Source organism: Dawidia cretensis, from assembly GCF_018598175.1.
GTDB classification, from domain to species: Bacteria; Bacteroidota; Bacteroidia; order Cytophagales; family Cyclobacteriaceae; genus Ohtaekwangia; species Ohtaekwangia cretensis.
Window position 1 is genome coordinate 45,272 of record NZ_JAHESE010000017.1, and the last position, 15,619, is coordinate 60,890.

Sequence of the window (15,619 nt, forward strand, 5' to 3'; positions counted from 1 at the left end):
ACAATTTATGATTTCGAAGTATAGAATTTACTGTTTTGGTCTTCCGGGTCGAGCGACACCGATTCAAGGGATGTGTTCCGCTGCATGCGCGCAAACACGGCCGGCAGGATCAGCAACGACGCCAGCGTCGAGGCAATAAGTCCGCCGATCACCGCTTGCCCGAGGGGCGCCACCTGATCGCCGCCTTCGCCGAGACCCGAGGCCATCGGCACCATGCCGGCGATCATCGCGATGCTCGTCATGAGAATCGGCCGGATCCGGCTACCCGCCGCCAGCAGCCCCGCACGCCGGGCATCTTTTACTTCCAGCCGCAGGTTCTCCGCATTGGTAATCATCAGGATCGCATTCGCGACCGATACGCCTACGGACATGATCATACCCATATACGATTGCAGGTTGAGCGTCGCGCCAAACACCAATAGCATGAGCAGCGAGCCTGCCAACACCGCCGGCACCGACGAAAGTATCGCCAGCGAAAGTTTGAACGACTGAAAGTTTGCGGCCAGCAACAGGAAAATGATCACAATCGCGACCACCAGTCCACCCTGCAAGCTGGAGAGCGTCTCCGCCAGCAACTTTACCTGCCCCTTGAGCTCGATCGCCATTCCACGCGGGGCATCACCCGCACGCGCTACGGCATCTTCCACGGCTTTGCTGGCAGCACCCAGATCTTTCTGATGCAGGTTCGCCGTGATAGTCACCAGACGATTGGGCCCTGAACGATCATATTGTCCCGGACCACTTTCTTCGGAGAAGGTAGCAACGTCCGTCAGTGTTGGATGCAGGTTGCCGCTTTGCAGGGGTATATTGGCAATGTCCTCTACTGTTGTCATTTTATACTCGGGCACTTGTACTTGCACCTGGTATGCCAGGCCTTTGTCGTTATCAAGCCACAGGTTCTTATCGGTAAAGCGGCTGGACGACGTCGCGGCTACCAGCGACCGCGCCACTTGCGTAGGCGTTACACCCAGCTGTCCGGCGCGTTCGCGGTCCATTTCGATGCGCAGGATGGGATAGTCCATCGGCTGGGCTATCTGCACATCGCGCAGAAAGGGAATCTCTTGCATATTGGCCATTACCTTACGGGCAAATTTCTCCGCCTCGCGAATGTTCTTCGCGGCGATGTTTACCTCGATCGGCGTAGCTGCCCCCTGGCTCATGATCTTATCCACGAGCTCGATGGGCTCGAACGACAGCCGCAACCCGGGCACTGCCTTTGTGATGCCGGCGCGCAAGCGCTCTTTCAACGCGTCGATGCGCACGGGGTAGTCTTCGTGCAGCGATACCTGCAACACCGCTTCGTGCGGACCGCTGTTAAACACAAAGATCTGCGAGGTACCATAGCTGCTGGGTACGTTGCCCACGTAGGCCGAAGTAATGGCAATATGCTCCTCGCCTACTTCCTTGCGGATAACATCCAATACCTTTAAGGTGATCTCTTCCGTGCGCTCCACGCGCGTACCATCGGTCGCCCGAAGCCGCAACTGAAACTGGTGACTGTTTGCCTTGGGAAGAATATCGGTACCGATCGCCCAAAATGCTATACCAATCAACACGCCGGCACCCACCAGGTATACCGTTGTCCACAGTCCCCCACGATCCATGATCTTTTCCAGCCAGCCGGTATAGCGAATCTTAAAGCGGTCGAAGGCGGTCTCACGGTGTGGATGTCGTCCTTCTTCTACGACAGCGGCCGTCTCACGATCGTCCAGGGCCAATGCCGGCACTTCGGGGTAATGTTTATGGTCTTTCAACAGCCAGTTGGCCAAGACGGGCACGAAGGTCTGCGATAACAAGAAAGAAGCCGTCATGGCAAATCCCACCGCCAGTGACAGCGGCAGAAACATCGAGCGGGGTATTCCGCTCATCACAAACGCGGGTGCAAACACGGCGAGGATCGAAAGCAGAATGAGCAGCTCGGGAAACGCTATCTCTTTACACGCATCCCAGATCGCCTGCGCCTTGGGCTTATTCATTTCCAAATGCTGGTGTATATTCTCGATCGTTACGGTTGCCTGGTCGACAAGGATCCCTACCGCCAGCGCCAATCCACTCAACGTCATGATATTGATGGTCTGCCCAAACAGGTTGAGTAAAATTACCGCGCTGAGCACGGACACCGGTATCGTCACCACTACGATAATCACACTGCGCCAGTCGCGTAGGAACAACAATACCATCAACCCGGTCAGCAACGCACCCAACGCACCTTCTGTCACTAAACTTTTCAATGCATTCGTTACATACGTCGACTGGTCAAATTCGTATGAGATCGAAACATCTTCCGGCACGGCGTTCTGCAACGTCGGCAACGCCGCACGAATGTTGTTTACAACATCCAGCGTGGAGGCATCGGATTTTTTTACGACGGGGATATATACAGCGCGGCGGCCTTGCACCAGCGCATAGCCTACGGTAATATCCGCTGCGTCTTCTACCGTACCAATGTCGCGTACAAACACCGTTGGTCCGGAGCCTACCCGCAAGGGTATATCCAGGAAGTCGGCGGGTTTGGCAATCAGTGAATTGACCGGCGTCATCAGCGTACGGTTGCCAATGCGGATGTTACCCGCGGGCGAAGGCTGATTATTCACACCGATGGCGCGAATGACTTCTTCCGGCGTGAGCTTGTAGCTTCGCAGACGCTGCGGATCGACCTTGATTACAATAGTACGTTGATTCCCCCCTAGCGGCGGCGGGCTGGATACACCTTCGATCTTCGAGAACATCGGTCGTACCCGCGACGAGGCATAGTCTTGTATTTCGTTCAACGGCCGCGACGGACTCGAAAACACCAGCTGCCCCACGGGCACCGAGCTGGCATCAAAACGAATTACCTGCGGCGGCACAGTACCCTCCGGCATATACGCCTTCGCCCGCGAAATGTTATTGGCCACCTCGGCCGCCGCCTGCGCCATATCCGTACCGGGATAAAATTGCAGCTTGATCAGCGACATCCCCTGAATGGTCTTCACTTCCACGTCGCGGATACCCGATACGTAGAGAAAGTGGTCCTGGTAGCGCGTTGTGATAAAGCCGTCCATCTGGTCGGGCGCCATACCACCGTAGGGCTGCACGACATAGATCGTCGGCAGGTCAAGATCGGGAAAAATATCGACCGGTATGCTGCGCATGGCCAGCACCGAAAAGAACAGGATGGCGAGGATCCCCACCATCACCGAAATAGGCTGCCGCAAGGCAGCGCGAATAAGTTGATACATACTGTAAAACCTTTTTATGGATTGATAGCATTCAGAAATACCTGCAGGTCGCCTTTGGCCGCCGCCACCATCAACAGCGATCGCCACGCATTGCTATAGGCAATGGCCACATCGGCTTCTGCCCGGTTGAGCACAACCATGCTTTGCAACAACGTGGGCAGGTCGGTCAGGCCACTGGCGTAGCGGGCACTGGCTTGTTGATAGGCCTGGCTCGCCGCAGCGAGCTGTACAGGCGCCGTGCGGGCCTGCTCACGCGCTACCTCGTACTGCATCTCTGCTTCCTTTGCCTGTCGTTGTAATCGCAGCGCCTGCTCGTTGTATACTTCGTGGTCGCGGTCGGCGCGATAGCGTTCACTCTTGTAGCGATGGTGTATCTGTGCAAAGTCGGTGAGGGTCCAACGTGTGGAGATGCCCACCAGGTAATTATACACCTGGTAGCGGGTGCCGCTGGAAAAGTCTGTGCGGTACAGATCGTCTGTGTTTGACACGCCGGAGCCACGCGCCCAGGCAGCACCCACCAACGAAATAGAGGGCAGAAAAGAACGGCCAATAGCTTTGCTCCGCGCCTGCGTAGTTTCCCAACGTAACGCCTGCAGCCGCAACGAGGGATGTCGCTGCCATGCCCGGACGGCAGTGTCGGCAGGTTGTGGCAATGCTGTATAAAACCGCATGCTGTCGATTGCCATGGAATCACCCAGGACACCGGTAAGCTCCAGCAGCCGCAGCTGCCGCGCTTGCTCGTTCCGGTGGCTCTCCAATAGCAACAGGTTCGCTTTAGCATATTCAGCTTCGGCTAAGGCACTGTCAACTCCCGGACGCAATCCCGACTGTACACCCGCGGAGACTACTTGCCGGAAGTTTTCCGCACGATCACGATTGGCTTGTTGAATGTCTTCCAGCTTCTCTCCGATCAGCAAAAGCAAATAAGCATCTGCTACCTGCACACGATGCTGAAACAATTCGTTTTCATACGCCGCCTGACTCGCGGCCAATGCTGTACGGGCAGCGCCCACCGCAGTAGACACTTTTCCAAAGTTGACGATGTTCCACTCCAGCAGCGCCGACGTAAAGCTGCCAAAGGTGCCGTCATAAATGTTATCGGCACGAATTCCACCCGACGGCGAAATAACGGTACCGCCATTCGGATAGAAGGAGCCCGTCACGCTGTTGTTTGTAGAGTATGTGTACTGGTGCTGCACCGACAACCGGGGAATATAGTCGCTGGTACTTGTCTTCACATCTTGCTCCGCGCTGTGCACCTCGGCCTGCCGGGCCTTTAACGATGGATAATACTGTACGGCTTGGTCCAGCACGGCAGGCAAGCTCTGCTGTGCATAGGTGGCATACCTACTGGCCAGGAAGACCAGCACAAGCGTTAGCCAGGTTGTTCGACGATCGATCCGCTTTTGTTTCATGGCCACAATAGTACGGGGTCGATTCTGGAAACATTTTGGAAACGGAACTTCCCGAATTCCCATATTTTTCCAGAATTGAGGCCGTATATTCGATCACTTTTCCACAACAGGCTTTGAAAATACTCATCATTGAAGACGAGCGCGACCTGGCCGAAAGCATTACGGCACACCTGACAAAAGACGGTTTTGTCACCGAAACCGTATTCGATTTTCACTCCGCCGAAGAAAAGATCAACCTCTACACCTACGACTGCGTCATCGTCGACATCAACCTGCCCGACGGCGTGGGCTTCGACCTCGTGGAGATTCTAAAAAAAATCAAAGCTTCCTCGGGCATCATTATCATCTCGGCGCGCAACGCGCTGGAAGACAAAATCCGTAGCCTCGAAATTGGCTCCGACGACTATCTCACCAAACCTTTTCACCTCTCGGAGCTGACCGCCCGGGTAAAGTCCATATTGCGCCGCCGCCATTTCGGTGGCAGTAACGAAATACGTTTCCACGAGCTCATGGTGAACTACACCGCGCGTAAAGTTTTTGTCAACCAAACGGAAGTACCCTTGTCAAAAAAGGAATACGACCTGCTGTTATACTTCATGTCCAACATCGATGTGGCCCTTACCAAGCCGGCCATGGCCGAGCACCTCTGGGGCGACAGCATCGACATGGCCGACTCATTCGACATGTTGTACTCGCATATCAAGAACCTGCGCAAGAAGCTCACTGACAAAGGGTGTAAAGACTATATACAATCCATCTACGGCATCGGCTATAAATTCAGCGACACGTGAAACTGTTCGATAGCACTAACCTCTATTACATTCTATTCGCAGTCCTCACCTATATCATCGTAGGACTGGCGTTCTACCTGGTTGTCGAGCACGTCATCTACCAGGAGGTAGAAGATCGCCTCACCGTCGAACGCCGCGACTTCGAAAACTTTATACAGACCCACGGCATGTGGGACGAAAGCTGCTACTTCGTCGAAAACAAGATCGAGCTCGACACGGCCGGCAACCTGCCCGCAACCTATGCCGTATTCAAAGACACCCTATTGTACAATCGCTATAGCAACGAATACGTACCCTTTCGCGAACACAGCTTCATCAGCACCATTGGCAAGACACAGTACAAAGTCAGCATCCGCAAGTCATTGATCGAATCGATCAAATTGCTACAGTCCATCACCGGCACCATGCTGATTGTACTCAGCATTGGCCTGCTGCTCCTGTTTTTATTCCAACGGCGTATCGCCCGCACCATCTGGGAACCCTTCTACGCCACGCTGGCGTCTGCGAAAGCCTTCGACCTGAACGAGGGCCGTGGCCTGGCACTACGCAAAGAAAAGATCTTTGAGTTCAACGAGCTCAATTCGGTCTTGCGTAAAATGACGGATAAGATCGCCCGGGACTACATGAGCTTAAAAGAATTTACCGAAAACGCCGCGCACGAAATTCAAACCCCGCTGGCGCTGATTAACAGCCGCGTCGAAGAGCTCATTCAACAAAGCAACTTTACCGACGAGCAAATGCGCTGGATCCAAAATATCCACGAATCGTCTATACGCTTATCGCGCCTGCACCAGGCATTACTGTTGCTTTCCAAAATCGACAACGGCCAATTCTTCGAACACACCGCCATCGACTTCCACAAGCGTATTACAACCAAGCTCCAGGAACTCGAAGAATTCATCGCCCACAAGTCACTGACCGTAACGGTCACCCCACAGGCATCTTTCGAGGTGGAGATGAACCCAGCCCTCGCCGACATCCTCGTCACCAACCTCCTTACCAACGCCATTCGCCACAACCTACCCAACGGTCGCATCGACATCACTATTACAGCCACCACCGTCGCCGTCGCGAACACCGGTGCGCCTCTCACCACCGACCCCGACCGCCTCTTCGAACGCTTCAAAAAACAACGGCAAAGTTCCGCCTCCCTCGGACTGGGCCTCGCCATCGTCAAAAAGATCTGCGACAACTACCCGCTCGATATCCACTATCACTACGACAACAGTCTCCACACGCTCACCCTACATAAAACAACGTGAGTGTGAGCGCAAAAAAAACCGCCTGGGGTGCGCAGGCGGTTTTTTTCGCTACGTTATAACAAACTAAAATTATATCTTCTCCACGCCCAGTCCCGGCTTTTCCGAGCAATACATATACCCGTCTTTCAAAATAAACCCACCCTTCACCACATCACGCGCCAAATCCAGGCTTCCATCCAGATCAATATACTTCGTATTCGAGCAAGCATAGGCCGCGTGCAGCGCCGCTGTAATGCTTACAATGCTTTCATCGTTACATCCCCAGAACAAATCGACATCTTCATGCAGCGCAATGTCCGCAATCTTCAACGCCTGGCTGATCCCGCCACACTTCATCAACTTGATATTAAAGATCGCCGCCGCCTTCGGAGGCTTGATAAGCTCCAACGCGTCCGCCGGTGTAATCAACGACTCATCGGCCGCAATTACATTCCGCACTTCCTTCGGCAGGCCTTTCATTTCATTGATATCGTGCGCCGGTAGTGGTTGCTCGATCAGCTCGATATTCAAATCATACGCCCGACCATAAAACTCGATCGTCTGCGCCACCGTATACCCCTGGTTCGCATCAATACGAATGACGATACTCGCCCCAAATTTCTCCCGCAGCTTCATCACCCGCTCGACATCCTCATCGAGGTCTTTGCCCAGCTTTACCTTCAGCACTTTAAAGCCGCGCTGAATATAGTCTTCCGCCTCTTTCAGAGTCTCCTCCACATTCTTAATCCCAATCGTATTGGACGTTTGCAACTTCTTGATCTTCTGTCCCAGGAACTTCACCAGGGGAATTTCCAGGTGCTTCGTAAAAGTATCGTACAGCGCAATGTCGAGTGCCGCCCGTGCAGAAGGATTTGCCGGAAACTTCTTCCAGATCTCAAAAGTCAGCTGGTTGATCTCGCGAATGTCGCGGCCGATCAGAAATTCCAGGTTCTTTTCTTCCAACGCTTCCAGGCACTGGTCGAGGGTTTCGCCTACCACGTACTCGCTGGGGTTTCCTGCGCCGATGCCCGTCGTGCCGTTGTCGAGCGTGATCTCTACAAAAGCATTGCGTACTTCGTCAACAGTTTTAAACGCGATGGTGTAGGGCTTGGTGTTGCCCAGGTCGACGCTCCATACGCGAATGTCTTTTATTTTGGCCATGTATATAAATAGGATAGTTAGATTCTATGGGAAATCGCGACGCTATACCTGCGCCACACTGTTTTTGATCATCGCCTCAAATAGCGGCACCAGGCTGTCGACACCGTCTTCCAACGGCAGCACCACCGGTATATTCAACTTACGATTATACTGCTCCGCATAAACGCGTGCTTCGGGCTCGTCCATCTTCGCGGTATTGATGGTCAGCGCCACGGTCGGGGCACCGTACAATTTAATCAGGGCGACCTCATCGGCAGGGTCGGCAATATAGGCGGGATAATACTCCATATCCTTGTATTGTTTTCGCGCCGGATTATGTTGCAACACCACACCGTCGGCTGCGGCCGATACGATCCACTCCGCACCGGCAGGGCCACTGGGGTTGCGCAGCGACGACTGCCCTTCAATAAAAATGATATCGGGCTTCGCCTCGTGGTAACAGGTCACCACGGCATGCTCCATTTCACCTGAGATAAAATCGTTCAGCGTCGAGTCGAATACAAAACCATACCGGGCGCCCTGCATCCAACCGGTTTGCCCCGTATAGATCATCTCTGCCTTGTAGCCGGCCTTGCGCATAGCCTCCACCAGGAACCGGGTAGTGGTGCGCTTCCCCAGCGCACAGTCGGTGCCCAGCACGGCAATCTTCGGGCATTTCACCTCCACGATCTTTCCCGTCCAGAAATGCAGGTCCTTGAATTTCTTAGGCTTGCGTACGTCGATGATCTCCAACCCCTTGTCCTGTGCGAGCGCGGCCAGCTCGGGAATGTCGGCCACGTACTCATGCAACCCGTTCACCAGGTTGTAGCCGTGCTCCAGTGCCTCGCGCAGCAACGCCCGCAGCGTATCGGGTATCACGCCACCCTTCGTGGCGACGCCCACCACGCAGTAGGTTGCCGCCACGGGCGACGTCTTCTGAAAGTCGTCCAGTGTGGCATACACCGGAATGTTGCGCGTGCGACCGTCGAGCACCTCGCCGGCATCAGCACCCGGGTGCTTTTGATCGATGACACCCACAATGTTAAAACGATCCGTGCCACGGATCAATCCATGCGCGGTCTTCGCGCTACCGGTGTCCAGGAAGCCTCCGGTCAGTACAATCGCATTACTTTTAACCATAATATGTGCTATCTGAGGGGTGGGAAGTTCGTTTAATAAAGCGATTTTTCAAAAAGAGGTTAGCTGCCACGCTGCTTATTGTTCTCTGTCGTTGTAATAAAATCTAAACCCTGAAAACTCGGGCATCACATTCTTCTCCCGTTCCTCACTTTCATACCGGTAAAGGGCCTCTCCCAACCGCTTCAGAAAGGGGAAACCTAACGTTTCATAGTCATACTTGCCGTCGTTATAAATGCCGTCGGTATTGGTGTTGATCACCGCGCTCACCATAAACTCCACGCCGGTGTCGAAGTTTACAATGTAGGCGTTGTCGATAAGATAGCCGTAGGCATCGCCCACCTTATTAAAGATCCGAATGCCGCGCGGTATCGGTTCACGTCCGCCACCAAACATCAAAAACTTGCAGTAGGCATCATAGTACGTTGTATCCGTTGCATAGGGCGGGGCGTATGTCTCCGTCGGCAACTGCGACATATACTCCAGCACACGTGCACGGTCCTCTTCTGAAATCGAAAAGCGCCGCGCGGGCGGTACTATTTCCGGAAAAAGAATGGCCCGCAGCATGGCATGCTGTTCCGTTAAGGGGAAAAAATTCTTATAGGTAAAATCAAAGGGTTGCTGAATGAGCGAATCATTCCTTATAAATCCCGTTCCGCGAAACACTTTTTCCGGCACCTCGATCAACGGCTCGTTCACCAACATGGGCTGCTGGTATACCACCCGTCCCTGCTTTTCAAAGCGCACCGCCTCCGTGCGTGCATTCTCATCACGGCTCAACGGCCGCTCCAGTCGATGTAGAATACGCACCTGCCGATACCCCAGCTGATGCAGCCGTTCGTTCATCGCCTTTTGCCCCACGAACTCGTACAACCTGTTATACGCATCGTTGTCGCTGACAACCAGGATCTTCTTTATATAGTGTTCCACCGACGGCAGCCCACTGCGCGCCGTACTGTCGCGCACAACCGGCAGCTGCCCGGCGTAGACACTATCGTGGAACATGGGAGTATACACATCCAGACTGTCGATGTTCAGCGCACGCAACTTTTCCAGGGCCAGCATAACGGCCGGCAACTTGACGGTAGACGCCGGATAGAAATAACGCGTGGAATCTACGTTGTGATAAAATGTGCGGAAGGTAGGGTGGTTCGCCGTGTCGCGGTCGATCATGGTATAGATGATCTGCACCTCCAACGAATCGGCACGTGCAAGCACCGCCGCCAGCGCCGGGTCACGGGCCAAAAGATTTTTCAGAAAGTCAGCATCCTCCCGCAAAGGCTGCTGGCGGCAAGCCCAAAAAACAACCAGCAGGACAAGAGCCATATGCAGTTTTTTCATAACAACCGGGTACTGATCCCCTAAAATACCGCTTGCGGGCAACTTGGCTGGCCTGAAATTTGACTAAATTTGGTTACGCCTCCTTGTAGCGGTACAAACGGCCGGTATACGCTTTATCCGGCCGCCGGACTACAAGAGGATTGCCCAATTTCCACATGGACGCTAAAACCAACATTCGCTCTATGAAGCTTGCGATCGTATTTTGCCTTGCCTGCCTGTGCGGCCTGGCCTCCACCGTTCCCATCCAGGCGCAGTCCCTGATCGGCAAATGGCAACTGGTAAAACAAACCAGCTGCCTGGACGATGACGACGACCTCGCCGTAGACGAGCTGGGCATGCAGGAAGTCGTCGACGACATGAAAAGCCGCGCCGGCTCCTCCGCCCAGGTGCTGCAACTCAAAGACAACAATTCCGGCGAAGAAAACACCCGCATCATCAGCCGCAAAAAGACCTATAACTCGCGCTCATTCCTGTATAAATACGACGGCACCTCCCTGCACTTCCTCGACAAGAAATCCCGCACCATCATCGAAAGCTTCACCGTCGAAAAGCTCGAAGGCGACTCGCTGATTATTTCAAATGTCTCCAGAGCTTGCGAGACTAAGGTTTTTGTGCGGATAAAACCGTAATAAGCGATTTATCAAATCGGCTATAAATTGCCGATTCCCGACTTTTACCCCCTAAATACACAGGAAAATAATCAAACCGGCACTATAATGCCGATTACATTCAGGACGATTGCATTTACATAACAGACGTTTTTGATAGCCGTCAGGATCTCCGGAAATGAAGGGATAACGTTCCAGCCCGCAGATTTTCTTTAAGTTCCCCCTCCCCCCGTGCATCTCTGCAAATATCCCCTTACCTTTGCAAAATGGTTGAAACAGAGTCCCGGCGAGACATTCGAAAACTGAAGGCGGAAGAGCTGAAGGAATTCTTCGTGCAGCACGGCGAAAAGGCTTTCCGTGCCCAGCAGGTCTATGAATGGCTGTGGAACAAGTCTGCCAAAAGCTTTGACCAGATGACCAACCTGTCCGTCCCCCTGCGCGACATGCTCAAATCGCACTTCGTGATCAACCACATCAAGGTAGACCACATGCAGCGCAGCAGCGACGGCACCATCAAAAACGCCGTCACCCTGCACGACGGCATGGTGGTGGAGTCCGTTCTCATCCCCGCCGAAAAGCGCATCACCGCCTGCGTCTCCTCACAGGTAGGCTGCAGCCTGGCCTGTAAGTTCTGCGCCACCGCGCGCCTGAAACGCCAGCGCAACCTCAGCCCCGATGAGATCTACGACCAGGTAGTGGCCATCAAAGAACAATCCGAATTGTTCTACAACCGCCCCCTGACCAACATCGTGTTTATGGGCATGGGCGAGCCCCTGCTCAACTACGCCAACGTCATGTCCGCCATTGAAAAGATTACCTCGCAAAAGGGGCTTAACATGGCGTCTAAACGTATTACCGTATCCACGGTGGGCCTGGCAAAGATGATCGTCAAGATGGCCGACGATGGCGTGAAGTTCAACCTGGCGGTATCGCTCCACGCCGCACTGGACAAAACCCGCTCGTCCATCATGCCCATCAACGACACCAACTCCCTCAGCGAGCTGGCCGAGTCGCTAAAATATTGGTACCACAAAACCAAGCGAAAGGTGACCTACGAGTACGTGGTGTGGAAAGACATAAACGATAGCGAAGAGCACGCCCGTGCCTTGCTTAAGTTTGCACAGATCATTCCATCGAAAGTAAACCTGATCGAATACAACCCCATCGACGACGGCGAATTCCAACAAGCGTCCGAAGAGTCCATTCGCATGTACATGGACCTGCTCGAGCGCCACGGCATTACCACGCGTGTACGCAAAAGCCGCGGCAAGGACATCGATGCTGCCTGTGGCCAGCTGGCCAATAAAAGCTAATGGTATAGATTATTTCTTGCTGGCGTTGAAGAGCTTCTCTTTCTCGTCCTTGGTCAGGCTTTCATACCCACCCGCGGAGATCTTGTCGAGAATAGCATCCAGCTCGGCTTGCGATAACGAAGATGAAGGCTGTGGCGCCGTACGTCCCCGTGCCTCGGACCGGTTCTGCTCATTGCGATAGCTCACCTTCACCCGCGTCCGCGGCTTAAAGAGTCCTTTGATCCAATCGAGTGTAGCGGTAATCCAGAAGCCCCAGTTAGAACCGGCCTGCAATTGCTTCATGTATATAAAACCCATCGCCGCGCCGCCTAAGTGCGCAATATTTCCGCCGGCATTCGGACCGGTCGCGCTTAGGAAGGAAAGCACTACTAAAAATGCTGCGATATACTTGATTCGTACGGGACCAATCAGGAATAAAAAGAAAGTATAGTTCGGCAGCTGCGTGGCCGTGGCCACAATGATCGCATTGACTGCCGCCGAAGCGCCCACCATGGTGACGTTATTACGCTCGACAAAGAACGGTACAGTGTTATAGACCAGCAGGTATAGCGCCCCGCCGGCAATGGCGCCTAACACATAAACAGCAATAAGCTTATCACTACCGAGGTACTCGGAAAAGAGGCGGCCAAAATAATATAGCGCCAGCATGTTGAAGAAAATGTGCCCCAGGCCGCCGTGCATGAAAGCATACGTCAGAATGGTCCAGGGGCGGTGAATAAATTCCTGGATTGGCGACGGAATAGTAAACTGCAGGTGTACCCAGCTCAAGGCGCTGGAGAGTCCGGAAATATCACCCACCACCGACAAAATACCCAGCACAACAAAAACGACCACATTGATGATGATCAGCTGGATCGTCGCATTGTTATACCGGCTGAATGCATTCTTAAATTCTTCGAGCATAGGTCAATATCAAAAGTAGCTGCCACCCTGGCTCCGCCAGATGCGCAGCAGTATAAATGCAAAGATAATGCCCCCCAGGTGGGCAAAGTGTGCTACACCGGCACCGCTGAGTAAAAAGGTCATGCCACCCAACACCCACACCAGGTACTTGGCTTTGATCGGAATGGGTGGAAACAACAGCATCATCTCCATATTGGGAAACATCATACCAAAGGCCATCAGCACACCGTATCCTGCACCCGAGGCACCCAGCATCTGCGACCCGGGGCCGTGCAGCACGAATGCTTCCATCAGCAAATGAAATACCCCCGCGCCGATACCCGTCACCAGGTAAAAGATAAGGAACTTTTTCTGGCCCCAGAAATTCTCCAGAATCGGTCCGGTGGTGGCCAGCACCAGCATATTAAAGAAAATATGCATAAAGCCGCCGTGGGCGAACATATACGTAAACAGCTGGTACGGCTTGAAGTATGGCGTCTGCACGCCATACAAGGACAATAGCTCGGTAAGCCCCTGTACAAAGTTCTGCAGTACAAAAACGATCACATTGATGATGACAAGATTGCGTACAACCGGTGTTAATCTGAACATAGAGTGTGTTTTAGTCGCTACCTGTTAAGTCTATCGAAAGTAACTTTCTATTTTATTGAGTTCCAAAATAAAAAACGTCGGCCGGCCATCCGGCGCATAATTGGGTGTGGTACAGGCGAACAAATTGCCGGTCAGCGACCGCATTTCGGCCTGTTCCAGCATCTGTCCCGACCGGATCGCCGCCCGCTTGGCCAGCGACCGCATCAGATTTTCCTGTAAGGGCAGCACCAGCTCGTCCTGGTTGATCTTAAACTGCTCGATCAATCCCTCAAACAGCTCTCTTTCATTGCCGGGTTTTACCCCGGCCGGAATGCCGTTCACCACCATTGTGTTTTTCCCGAAAACCTCCACGCGGAAGCCAAACGCGATCAGCTCCTGGTGGATTTCCAGCACCAGGGCAAAATCGGCCGGCGAAAACGTAATGGCCTGGGGAAACAAGCTTTGTTGGCTTTGGGCTGTCTTGTTCTTGACCTGCGCCATGAATTTTTCGAACAACACCCGCTCGTGAGCAGCCTGTTGATCAATAATCATCATGCCCGATTTTACCTGTTTAACGATGTAACGCCCGTGAAGTTGGAATAAAGGCTTATCTTCTGCCACCGACGTTGTGGTCGTCTGGTTCATGGCACTCTCAAACCGCAACGTATGCACCGGCGGCGTATCCTCCACCGGCCGCGACGGCGTCGGCGTACGCTCCAGGCCTTCAAAGAGCTTTTCCCAGTTGTCGGTATTGTTAGGGTGCTTGTGCAACGCCGTGCTGAAGCGCTCGTCGAAGTAGGCCTCGCGCGTTTCGCCGGCAGCGTTGTTCAGCTTGGCTATCAGGTTTACGTCTGCATCGAAGTCGATGGCCGGTGTCAGATTGTGCGACCCAATGGCCTGACGCACCGCCGCGCGTACCACGGCATATACCGCCCGCTCGTCTATAAATTTGATCTCGGTTTTGGTGGGGTGCACGTTCACGTCGATGTGGCGCGGGTCGATCTCGATAAAAAGCACATAAAACGGAAAGCTGCCCTCCGGCAGCAGCCCTTCAAAGGCGCTCATCACCGCGTGATGCAAATAGTTGCTGCGAATAAACCGGCGGTTCACAAAGAGGAACTGCTCGCCCCGCGTTTTGCGCGCAAAGTCAGGTTTGCCCACATACCCCGAAACTTTTAATTGATCGGTTTCCTCCTGGCAGGTAGCCAGCTGCGCCTGATAGGTCTTGCCGAACAGGTTGACAATACGCTGGCCGATCTTGGCGGCCGCCAGGTCGTACACCAGCTCGTCGGCTTGCTGCAGCATAAACCCAATGTCGGGGTTTGCCAATGCCAAGCGTTGAAATTCGTCTATGATATGGCGCATTTCCACCGCATTGGACTTGAGGAAATTGCGGCGGGCAGGAATGTTAAAGAATAAATTTTTGACGCAAATGCTCGTGCCCTTCTCGCAGGCAACCGGCTCCTGTCGCTTGACCTCCGAGCCCTCCACCGTCAGTAAGGTACCCAGTTCCTGGTCGCCCATGCGGGTCTTCATTTCCAGTTGAGCCACGGCGGCAATGGACGCCAGCGCCTCGCCGCGAAAGCCCATCGTATGAAGTGTAAAGAGATCTTCCGCGCGGCGAATCTTGGACGTGGCGTGGCGCTCCAGGCTCATGCGGGCATCGGTCTCGGTCATGCCCATGCCGTCGTCGATCACTTGTAGTAATGTCTTGCCTGCATCTTTGACGATCAGCCGGATGTTGCGCGCCCCTGCGTCGATGGCGTTTTCCATCAGCTCTTTGATAGCCGACGCCGGCCGCTGCACGACCTCGCCGGCAGCGATCTGATTGGCGATGGCATCAGGCAGAAGCTGGATAATATCAGGCATGAAACAAGACGCTAATGTATGACGATGCAAATGTGCACATTTTACCGCACGATTGGAGATGTTTTTGGCT

General features: G+C 53.7%; 12 protein-coding genes. 4 read left to right on the top strand and 8 right to left on the bottom strand.

What is annotated here, in order from left to right:
* Positions 1 to 5 precede the first annotated feature (5 nt).
* Together KK062_RS16595 and KK062_RS16600 are read right to left on the bottom strand one after the other, a co-directional pair.
* The gene (locus tag KK062_RS16595) at positions 6 to 3,221 is read right to left on the bottom strand and encodes an efflux RND transporter permease subunit (protein ID WP_254085448.1); all 3,216 of its coding nucleotides are present in this window, start codon (positions 3,219 to 3,221) and stop codon (positions 6 to 8) included.
* A 14-nt stretch (positions 3,222 to 3,235) separates the two neighbouring features.
* Positions 3,236 to 4,636, bottom strand: coding sequence for a TolC family protein (locus KK062_RS16600; protein ID WP_254085449.1), 1,401 nt, complete (start codon positions 4,634 to 4,636; stop codon positions 3,236 to 3,238).
* A gap of 113 nt (positions 4,637 to 4,749) precedes the next feature.
* Between KK062_RS16600 and KK062_RS16605 the strand changes: the two genes are divergently transcribed.
* Both KK062_RS16605 and KK062_RS16610 read left to right on the top strand, forming a co-directional pair.
* Positions 4,750 to 5,427, top strand: a complete 678-nt coding sequence (locus KK062_RS16605) for a response regulator transcription factor (RefSeq protein WP_254085450.1) — start codon at positions 4,750 to 4,752, stop codon at positions 5,425 to 5,427.
* Entirely contained in the window at positions 5,424 to 6,689 is a 1,266-nt protein-coding gene (locus KK062_RS16610; RefSeq protein WP_254085451.1) for a sensor histidine kinase, read from the top strand. The genes KK062_RS16605 and KK062_RS16610 overlap by 4 nt, the downstream gene beginning before the upstream one ends.
* A 69-nt stretch (positions 6,690 to 6,758) precedes the next feature.
* Here KK062_RS16610 and KK062_RS16615 read toward each other — a convergent pair whose 3' ends face one another.
* The 3 genes from KK062_RS16615 to KK062_RS16625 all read right to left on the bottom strand — a co-directional run bounded on the left by KK062_RS16615 (position 6,759) and on the right by KK062_RS16625 (position 10,286).
* Complete coding sequence (locus KK062_RS16615; protein ID WP_254085452.1) at positions 6,759 to 7,829, bottom strand: mandelate racemase/muconate lactonizing enzyme family protein; 1,071 nt, start codon at positions 7,827 to 7,829, stop codon at positions 6,759 to 6,761.
* Positions 7,830 to 7,871: 42 nt separating this feature from the next.
* The gene (locus tag KK062_RS16620) at positions 7,872 to 8,948 is read right to left on the bottom strand and encodes an N-acetyltransferase DgcN family protein (protein WP_254085453.1); all 1,077 of its coding nucleotides are present in this window, start codon (positions 8,946 to 8,948) and stop codon (positions 7,872 to 7,874) included.
* 75 nt (positions 8,949 to 9,023) lie between these two features.
* Positions 9,024 to 10,286 carry a serine hydrolase gene (locus KK062_RS16625; protein ID WP_254085454.1) on the bottom strand — a complete coding sequence of 421 codons (1,263 nt, stop codon included), beginning with the start codon at positions 10,284 to 10,286 and terminating at the stop codon, positions 9,024 to 9,026.
* 182 nt (positions 10,287 to 10,468) lie between these two features.
* On the opposite strand from KK062_RS16625, the gene KK062_RS16630 reads away from it, so the two are divergent.
* Together KK062_RS16630 and rlmN are read left to right on the top strand one after the other, a co-directional pair.
* Positions 10,469 to 10,915: a hypothetical protein gene (locus tag KK062_RS16630; protein WP_254085455.1), complete on the top strand. Its 447-nt coding sequence runs from the start codon at positions 10,469 to 10,471 to the stop codon at positions 10,913 to 10,915.
* A gap of 245 nt (positions 10,916 to 11,160) precedes the next feature.
* Positions 11,161 to 12,207 carry a dual-specificity RNA methyltransferase RlmN gene (rlmN, locus tag KK062_RS16635; protein ID WP_254085456.1) on the top strand — a complete coding sequence of 349 codons (1,047 nt, stop codon included), beginning with the start codon at positions 11,161 to 11,163 and terminating at the stop codon, positions 12,205 to 12,207.
* A gap of 9 nt (positions 12,208 to 12,216) precedes the next feature.
* Here rlmN and KK062_RS16640 read toward each other — a convergent pair whose 3' ends face one another.
* Genes KK062_RS16640 through mutL form a run of 3 tightly spaced genes read right to left on the bottom strand, consistent with a single transcriptional unit; the run spans position 12,217 to position 15,549 of the window.
* Complete coding sequence (locus tag KK062_RS16640; RefSeq protein WP_254085457.1) at positions 12,217 to 13,110, bottom strand: rhomboid family protein; 894 nt, start codon at positions 13,108 to 13,110, stop codon at positions 12,217 to 12,219.
* Between the two features lie 9 nt (positions 13,111 to 13,119).
* Complete coding sequence (locus KK062_RS16645) at positions 13,120 to 13,701, bottom strand: rhomboid family intramembrane serine protease (RefSeq protein WP_254085458.1); 582 nt, start codon at positions 13,699 to 13,701, stop codon at positions 13,120 to 13,122.
* A gap of 30 nt (positions 13,702 to 13,731) precedes the next feature.
* On the bottom strand, positions 13,732 to 15,549 hold the full coding sequence (gene mutL / locus KK062_RS16650) for a DNA mismatch repair endonuclease MutL (RefSeq protein ID WP_254085459.1): 1,818 nt from the start codon (positions 15,547 to 15,549) through the stop codon (positions 13,732 to 13,734).
* Positions 15,550 to 15,619: the final 70 nt, after the last annotated feature.

Bases quoted from the DNA above. Each gene is read 5' to 3' on its own strand.
- KK062_RS16625 (WP_254085454.1), bottom strand. From the start codon at position 10,286: ATGAAAAAACTGCATATGGCTCTTGTCCTGCTGGTTGTTTTTTGGGCT.
- mutL (WP_254085459.1), bottom strand. From the start codon at position 15,549: ATGCCTGATATTATCCAGCTTCTGCCTGATGCCATCGCCAATCAGATC.
- KK062_RS16640 (WP_254085457.1), bottom strand. From the start codon at position 13,110: ATGCTCGAAGAATTTAAGAATGCATTCAGCCGGTATAACAATGCGACG.
- KK062_RS16645 (WP_254085458.1), bottom strand. From the start codon at position 13,701: ATGTTCAGATTAACACCGGTTGTACGCAATCTTGTCATCATCAATGTG.
- rlmN (WP_254085456.1), top strand. From the start codon at position 11,161: ATGGTTGAAACAGAGTCCCGGCGAGACATTCGAAAACTGAAGGCGGAA.
- KK062_RS16630 (WP_254085455.1), top strand. From the start codon at position 10,469: ATGAAGCTTGCGATCGTATTTTGCCTTGCCTGCCTGTGCGGCCTGGCC.
- KK062_RS16600 (WP_254085449.1), bottom strand. From the start codon at position 4,636: ATGAAACAAAAGCGGATCGATCGTCGAACAACCTGGCTAACGCTTGTG.
- KK062_RS16615 (WP_254085452.1), bottom strand. From the start codon at position 7,829: ATGGCCAAAATAAAAGACATTCGCGTATGGAGCGTCGACCTGGGCAAC.
- KK062_RS16620 (WP_254085453.1), bottom strand. From the start codon at position 8,948: ATGGTTAAAAGTAATGCGATTGTACTGACCGGAGGCTTCCTGGACACC.
- KK062_RS16595 (WP_254085448.1), bottom strand. From the start codon at position 3,221: ATGTATCAACTTATTCGCGCTGCCTTGCGGCAGCCTATTTCGGTGATG.